General features: G+C 29.3%; 7 protein-coding genes. All 7 read left to right on the top strand.

Annotated features, from left to right (window positions below; translation table 11 throughout):
- The first annotated feature begins 76 nt into the window (after positions 1–76).
- Complete coding sequence (gene metG, locus GOQ29_RS05960) at positions 77–2,029, top strand: methionine--tRNA ligase (protein WP_203371730.1); 1,953 nt, start codon at positions 77–79, stop codon at positions 2,027–2,029.
- Positions 2,030–2,211: 182 nt separating this feature from the next.
- Complete coding sequence (locus GOQ29_RS05955; protein ID WP_203371729.1) at positions 2,212–2,979, top strand: TatD family hydrolase; 768 nt, start codon at positions 2,212–2,214, stop codon at positions 2,977–2,979.
- 107 nt (positions 2,980–3,086) lie between these two features.
- Positions 3,087–3,533 (top strand): hypothetical protein, encoded by a 447-nt coding sequence (locus tag GOQ29_RS05950; protein ID WP_203371728.1) that lies wholly within the window; start codon positions 3,087–3,089, stop codon positions 3,531–3,533.
- A 257-nt stretch (positions 3,534–3,790) separates the two neighbouring features.
- Positions 3,791–4,879, top strand: coding sequence for a resuscitation-promoting factor (locus GOQ29_RS14825; RefSeq protein WP_203371727.1), 1,089 nt, complete (start codon positions 3,791–3,793; stop codon positions 4,877–4,879).
- Between the two features lie 68 nt (positions 4,880–4,947).
- The gene (gene rnmV / locus GOQ29_RS05940) at positions 4,948–5,493 is read left to right on the top strand and encodes a ribonuclease M5 (protein ID WP_203371726.1); all 546 of its coding nucleotides are present in this window, start codon (positions 4,948–4,950) and stop codon (positions 5,491–5,493) included.
- A complete protein-coding gene (rsmA, locus tag GOQ29_RS05935; RefSeq protein WP_203371725.1) occupies positions 5,486–6,364 on the top strand; it encodes a 16S rRNA (adenine(1518)-N(6)/adenine(1519)-N(6))-dimethyltransferase RsmA in 879 nt (292 codons plus the stop codon). Before rnmV ends, rsmA begins: the two co-directional genes overlap by 8 nt.
- Before the next feature lie 85 nt (positions 6,365–6,449).
- Entirely contained in the window at positions 6,450–7,820 is a 1,371-nt protein-coding gene (locus tag GOQ29_RS05930; RefSeq protein ID WP_203371724.1) for a hypothetical protein, read from the top strand.
- The last annotated feature ends 116 nt before the right edge of the window (positions 7,821–7,936 follow it).

The following is a 7,936-nucleotide window of genomic DNA, read 5'->3' as shown; positions in this document are numbered from 1 at the left end:
TCGGGGGATTAACTTATAGAAAGTAATACTATGTAACTTTTATGTTACAAATATATTGTACTAAGGAGGTAATGAAATGGCTAAGAAGGATACTTTTTATATCACCACACCCTTGTATTATCCCAGTGCAAATCTTACTATAGGTCATACATATACTACTGTAGCAGTGGATGCATTGGCTAGATATAAAAGGCTTCAGGAATATGATGTAAAATTTTTAACAGGAACAGATGAACATGGACAAAAAATAGAAGAAGTAGCAAAGGAAAGGGGAATTAAACCAAAGGAATATGTAGATGGTATAGTTTCGGATATTAAGAAACTTTGGGAGGATTTAGATATCACTTATGATATTTTTATCAGAACTACTGATGATTATCATAAGGAAACAGTGAAGAAAATATTCCAAAAATTATATGATGCAGGAGATATATACAAGGGTGTATATGAGGGATATTATTGTACTCCGTGTGAAGCTTTCTTTACGGAAAGTCAATTAAATGAAGGTAAATGTCCCGATTGTGGTAGGGATGTTAAGATGGAAAAAGAAGAAACATATTTCTTCAAATTATCAAAATATCAAGATAGAATTCTTAAATTATTAGAAGATAATCCAGATTTTCTTCAGCCAGAGTATAGAAGAAATGAAATGATAAATAATTTCTTAAAACCTGGTTTAGATGACTTATCAGTAACTAGATCTTCATTTGATTGGGGGATTAAGGTTCCTTTTGATGAAGAACATGTTATATATGTATGGACAGATGCTTTGAGCAATTATATATCAGGTTTAGGATATTTAAGTGATGATGATAGTGATTATAAGAAGTATTGGCCTGCTGATATTCATTTTGTAGGTAAGGAGATAGTAAGATTCCATACTATCATATGGCCAGCAATACTTATGGCTTTAGGAGAAGAATTGCCTAAACATGTATTTGCTCATGGTTGGATATTATTTGGTGATGATAAAATGTCAAAATCTAAGGGAAATGTTATATATCCTGAGCCTATAATAGATTTATATGGTGTAGATGCCCTTAAATATTTTTTATTAAGAGAATTTACTTTTGGGCAGGATGGATCATTTACTAAGGAGAAATTTATGAATAGATTAAATTCTGACCTTGCTAATGATTTAGGGAATCTGGTGAGTAGAACTGTTGCTATGATTGACAAGTATAATGGAGGCATTATTCCGGAGGCAAAAGAAGAAGGAGAATTTGATGAGCAGCTTAAAGAATTAGCTATATCTACTCCTAACATAATTGATGGTCATATGGATAAACTAAAGTACAGTAATGCTTTAGAAGATATATGGAAATTAATAAGTAGAACAAATAAATATATAGATGAAACTACTCCATGGATATTAGCTAAAGATGTTGATAAAAAAGCTAGATTAGATACCGTATTATATAATCTAGCTGAATCTATTAGAATAGTATCTGTTCTTATAAGACCGTTTATGGAGAATACGTCTAATGAGATTTGGAAGCAGTTAGGAATAGATAGAAGTGAGATGACTACATGGGAGTCTTTATCTGATTGGGGAGGACTTGAGTCAGGATTAAATGTAAGAAAATCTAAGCCTATGTTCCCAAGATTAGATGTGAAGGAAGAAATAAAAAGATTAGATGAGGAAAATCAAAAATTAATAGATGCAAGAAAAGGAGTTAAAAAGAAGGAGAAAAAAATGGAAGAGAATTATATTTCAATAGATGATTTTGATAAGGTTGATCTTAGAGTTGCTGAAATATTAAAAGCAGAGAAACATCCAAATGCAGATAAACTTTTAGTATTTAAACTTAAAGTAGGAGAAGAGGAGAGGCAAATAGTATCAGGAATAGCAGATGTATATGCCCCAGAGGAGTTAGTAGGTAAAAAAGTAGTCATAGTAGCAAATCTTAAGCCTATTAAGCTTAGAGGAGTAGAATCTCAAGGAATGATATTATCAGCAGAAAAAAGCGAGGCTATATCTTTACTTACTACATTAGAAGATATAGATAGTGGAGCAAAGGTATTATAATATTATAAAGCCGAGGGCAAAATTTTTGTTCTCGGTTTTTATTGTATTTGAAAAAATTTTCTTCATATAATATTATTATAATTGTTCAGAGGCTTTAAAGATTTTTAGATGATAGTGACACAACGACTATTACAATATCTGGAGAAAGAGTCAATAAAAACAAAATAATAAGGAGTGATTCTATGCTATTTGATACTCATGCCCATTTAGATGATGATAGATTTGATAAGGATAGGGAGAGAATTATAGAAAATTTTAAGGAAGATGGTATAGAGATGATAGTAAATCCTGGAGCGGATATAGCTTCTTCAGTGAAAGCTGTATCTTTAGCTAAAAAGTATGAAAATATATATGCAGCGGTGGGAGTTCATCCCCATGAAGTCGATACGATGGATGAAAATACTATAGAAGTGTTAAGGGAATTAGCTCAAAATGAAAAGGTAGTTGCTATAGGAGAGATAGGATTAGACTATTATTATGATAATTCTCCTAGAGATATTCAGAAGAAGTGGTTTAGAGAGCAAATAAGGTTAGCAAAGGAAGTAGACTTACCTATAATAATCCATGATAGAGATGCCCATGAAGATACATATAATATTCTTAAAGAGGAAAATGATGATAGATTAAGGGGGATAATGCACTGTTATCAAAGTTCTTTGGAGATGTCTCAACAGTTTATAGATTTAGGTTTTTATATATCTCTAGCAGGGCCAGTGACATTTAAGAAAGCAAAGACACCAAAGGAAGTAGCAGCAGGGATATCATTAGATAGGTTATTGATAGAAACTGATTCTCCATATTTAACTCCTACTCCAAATAGAGGAAAGAGAAATGAACCAGCTTATGTACGATACGTAGCAGGAATGATAGCAGAATTAAAAGGAATTTCCTATAATGAAGTAGTAAAGCAAACTAATGAGAATGCTAAAAAAATATTTGCTATAAAATAATGGAATAGTGGTAGAGCTTTGCTGTATATAATAAATGTAACACCATCAATAGACCTTCATATAATGGTAATAGATATATAAAATTATCTTTATAAGGAGATGAGTTAATGGAAAAAGATAAAAAACCTTATCCAAAAGATAGGGAAGATAAAAAGTATGAATATCCTAAGGTGCCAAGGCATCCATATAGACCAGATAGATTACCTATAGAGGATAAACCTATGAAGCCTTATCCTGAGCCTGAGAGACCTGCTCCACCACAAATGCCAATAAAAAGACCTATGGATATGCCATACATGAAGCCTTTAGCGATGAGATTATGTTCTTGTATAATGAAATGTATTGAGGACGTTTTAGGGGAAGAAATGGGTAGAGAATGTATGCCAATGCCTATGCCAAGGCCAATGCCTGATATGATGCCACCAAATGGTTGCATACCAATGTATCCTATGTGTCCATATCCAACAATGCCTAGTATGGAAGATTGTATGGGATACATGGATGAATTAGATGATATTGCAGATATGATGCCAAGAAGATATCCAAGGTATTAAAACATAAGATTTATTATTAAAAAAGAAGGATTTTGAGATAGCAAGTCCTTCTTTTTTTATCGATAAATGAATAATTATATATATAATGGAAATAATTATTATTCAAAGTTAACATTTTTTGTTTTTTCTATTGAATAGATTATATGAGTATCATAGGTTGCTTTTTAGGGAAAAACAATAAAAAATTCAAAAATAAATTTGACAAATCATAAAATACCTATTATACTACTTAAGAATCAAAAAATGGAGGTTATAAAATGCAAAACATATTAAAAAACAAGAAATGGCTTTTAGCTATGGGTGCTTTTTTTGCTATTGCATTATTTTCCTTCGTCCTTTATTCAAGTGCATTTGCTGAGGTGCATTTGACAATCAATGAAGAAACAGAGACAGTAAAAACTAGGAGTAAGACAGTAAAAGAGTTTATTGATGAAAATGATATATATATAGGAAATTCAGATTATATTAATTTGGATGAGGACGAAAAGATAGAGGACGGGTTAGAAATTTTAATTAGAAGATCTAAACCTGTAACTGTCAAAATCGGAAATAGAACAATTATAAGAAACACTTATAAGAGTTCAATAAAAGAAATACTTAAAGATTTGGATATTGAATTTGATTCAGATGATAAAATTGATCCTGAATTAGATTCAAAGTATGAAAAAGATATGGTTATTGATATCACTAGAGTAGAGAAAAAAGAAGTAGTCGAAAAAGAGAATATAGAATACAGTACCTTGTATAAAGATAATAAAAGCTTAGAAATTGGAAAAACTAAAACAGTAAAAGAAGGTTCTGAAGGAATTAAAGAAATAACTAAATCTCAGCTTTTTGAAAATGGTAAATTAGTAAAAGAGGAAGTTCTTTCGGAAGATATTGTTAAAGAACCTGTAGATAAAGTAATAGATAAAGGTATTAAACCTAAATTAATTGCTTCAAGAGGTACAACAGCAAATAAGACTAAATCTAATAATAGTTCTACAAGTAGAAATGGCTCTACAAGTAATAACGGTTCTACAAGCAATAGTAGTTCTACAAGTTCAAGTTCTAAGTCTAAATCAAATAAGACAATAACAATGACAGCAACTGCATATAGTGTGAAAGGAACTACAGCTTCAGGTTCAACTTCTGGAAAAGGTAAGGTTGCTGTGGATCCATCCGTTATACCATTAGGTACAAGATTGTATATTGAGTCATTAGATGGTTGGGGTGACTATGGATATGCAGTAGCAGCAGACACAGGTTCAGCTATTAATGGAAATAAAATTGATTTATTTTATTCAGACAAAAATACAGCTTTAAGATTTGGTATAAGAAAAGTAAAAGTTCATATATTAAAATAAGAAGAACGGGTATCCGTTCTTTTTATTATGATATAATTATCCTAATTATACAGATAGGAGTTGTTAGGATGATAAAAGAGGTAATAATAGTAGAAGGAAAAGATGATGTATCTGCATTAAAAAAAGCAATAGATTGTGAAGTAATAACGACAGGTGGGTTTGGATATACTGATGATCTTATAGAAAGAATAAAGGTTGCTCAGAAAAATAGAGGAGTTATAATATTTACAGATCCTGATTTTGCTGGAGAAAAAATTAGAAATTATATATCTAGTAGAGTTAAAGGATGTAAGCATGCTTTTTTAGCTAGAGATAAAGCAATGTTGGGGAATAATATTGGAATAGAAAATGCTAAGCCTGATGATATAAGAGAAGCTCTTAAGGAATCCAGATATGAGTCTCAGGAAAAGAGAAGAGAATTTACTAAAAGAGATTTGCTTATGAATAAATTGAATGGAGGAGAAGATTCATCTAATAGAAGGAATATATTAGGAAGAATTTTAGGTATAGGATATTGTAATTCAAAACAACTTTTAAAAAGATTAAATAATTACGGAATCACAAGGGAAGAATTTAATGTAGCAATAGAAAGGATGAATTCACAATATGAGTAATAATTATAGACTGTATTCACCTAAAGTTATGAGGGATATATTACATAAATATGGATTTAGATTTTCTAAGGGGTTAGGTCAAAATTTTCTTATAGATGGAAATATATTAGATAAAATATGTGATGGAATAGAATTGAGTAAAAATGATGAAGTTATAGAGATAGGTCCAGGTATAGGAACATTGACTCAAGCCTTAGCTGAAAGAGCTAAGAAGATAATGGCAATAGAGATAGATAAAAAGCTTATTCCTATATTAGAAGATACATTATCAAACTATGATAATATTGAAGTGATTAATGGTGATGTACTTAAACTTGATTTAAATGAATTAATTGAAGATAAATTTGAAAATAAAAAAATAAAATTAGCAGCAAATTTACCATATTATATAACTACACCTATTATAATGAAACTTTTAGAGGATAATATAAATTTAGAAAGTATAATTGTAATGGTTCAAAAGGAAGTAGCAGAGAGAATACAAGCATTACCAGGTACTAAGGATTATGGAGCACTATCTATTGCTGTTCAATATTATTCAAATCCTGAAATAGTTACTATAGTACCTAAGAATGTATTTATGCCTAAACCTAATGTAGATTCTGCTGTAATAAGACTTAATGTATATGATGAACCTAAGGTTAAAGTAAAAGACGAAAAGTTATTTTTTAAGGTAGTTAAAGGTGCTTTTGCACTTAGAAGAAAAACCTTATTAAATTCTCTAGGATCTTTTGGTATAGGAGTAGGTAAAGAAGAAATAAGAGAAATATTAAAAATTTTAAATATAAAAGAGAATATTAGAGGAGAGAAATTATCTATAGAAGAAATCGCTAAGATTTCTGATATGATATATGAATTGAACAAAAAATAGAAGATACTTAAGTATCTTCTATTTTTTGTGAACTATTTTAGATTTTTCACATATAATATTAATAAGGATTCGAAAGGGGGTAAATATGAGTAATATTAAATATTTAAGAAAATTTATAATTTTAGAACCAACAGAATCCACTATTAAGACAAAAGGATATTCTAAAATAGAAATAAGAGACGGTAGAGGGAAATTAGAAGTTAATCTAGATGGGATATCTGATATGAACAAAGGCTATGATGTTTTTCTATTAACAGAGGAAGGAGTGAAATCAAATGTAGCTAAGTTTGGAACAATATATGATGCTGGAAATGGCAAGACATCTATGAAAAGGGATTTTGATCCTAAGAATGTACTTCATTCAGATAAAAGTATTGATGACTACAATATAATAGCTGTAAAAAACTTAGAAGAAGAAATATTATATGGATATATTCATAATGAAGATAAGGATAAAGATATAAAATCATTATTAACAGAAAAGAATAAAAAAGAAGAAATAAAATTTGAAGAAGAAAGGATTCAAGAAAAACAAATTCAGGAGGAATCTCAGGAAGCAAGGATTCAAGAAAAGCCTGAAGAAGAAAAAGTAGATATAGAAATTAAGGAAAAGATAGAAGAATATGAGGAGGATATTGAGGAAGATATTAAAACTGAAAAAGAATCTGAGGAAAATTATGATGACGAATTAAATGTTGAAGATGAAATAAAAAATGAAAATAAAGAATTAGGAAACGAAATAGAGATTAATAATGTTAAAGTAGAAATTGAAGAAAATAATGAAGAAGAACAGATTGAACATCAAAATATCAATGAAGAAAATGAAGTAGTTGGAATAAAAAAAGATTATCCAATTGCTGATGATAACATAGAGGATTATTATTTAGATGAGTCTCATAAAAAATTAGAAGAGTATCAGGAATACAAAGAAAGAAACTTTAAACAAAGGAGTAATAATAATTATTATTCTATGAATGGAAATATTGAAAAAAATAATAAAAATCCTATGGATGCTTATTCTTTAAATATATTAAATTATTTTAATGAAGTAGAAGCTTTTAAAATAAAACTTAAGGGATATAGAACTTGGGAGATAACCGAAGATAGTGTTAATATAAGGAGAGGTTTTTTACCCTATTATAATTATGTAGTTAATATGCATTATCCCTATTCTATAATGAATAGAATGACTTCTGCATCAATGCAGATAAGAAAATATAGACATTATTTATTTGGAATAGTATCCGATAACGATAAAGATATAAAACAATTTGTATATGGAATTCCAGGAAAGTTTTCCAGAAAAGAACAACCATATAGGGGTATGTCTGGTTTTACTACATGGTTAGAAAAGGCTGATTCAGATAAGGATAACAAATTAGGGTATTGGCTAATACATATTGATGCTAAAACAGGAAGAATAATAACACCATTGAGACCCACTAATCCTTTATAATGAATATTAGTGCATAGAGAGTATATTTAATAGAATTTTATTAAATATACTCTTTATTGATTAAAAAGAAAAAAATAGGGGTATTATAGAAATATCAAATAGGATATAATATAGAT

The organism is Anaeromonas gelatinilytica (genome assembly GCF_016820635.1).
GTDB lineage: Bacteria > Bacillota > Clostridia > Tissierellales > SIT17 > Anaeromonas > Anaeromonas gelatinilytica.
This window is presented reverse-complemented; position numbering and strand designations above follow the sequence as displayed.

What these genes read in the sequence shown, in the direction of transcription:
- metG (WP_203371730.1), top strand. Translation starts at nt 77, where the DNA reads ATGGCTAAGAAGGATACTTTTTATATCACCACACCCTTGTATTATCCC.
- GOQ29_RS05955 (WP_203371729.1), top strand. Translation starts at nt 2,212, where the DNA reads ATGCTATTTGATACTCATGCCCATTTAGATGATGATAGATTTGATAAG.
- GOQ29_RS05950 (WP_203371728.1), top strand. Translation starts at nt 3,087, where the DNA reads ATGGAAAAAGATAAAAAACCTTATCCAAAAGATAGGGAAGATAAAAAG.
- GOQ29_RS14825 (WP_203371727.1), top strand. Translation starts at nt 3,791, where the DNA reads ATGCAAAACATATTAAAAAACAAGAAATGGCTTTTAGCTATGGGTGCT.
- rnmV (WP_203371726.1), top strand. Translation starts at nt 4,948, where the DNA reads ATGATAAAAGAGGTAATAATAGTAGAAGGAAAAGATGATGTATCTGCA.
- rsmA (WP_203371725.1), top strand. Translation starts at nt 5,486, where the DNA reads ATGAGTAATAATTATAGACTGTATTCACCTAAAGTTATGAGGGATATA.
- GOQ29_RS05930 (WP_203371724.1), top strand. Translation starts at nt 6,450, where the DNA reads ATGAGTAATATTAAATATTTAAGAAAATTTATAATTTTAGAACCAACA.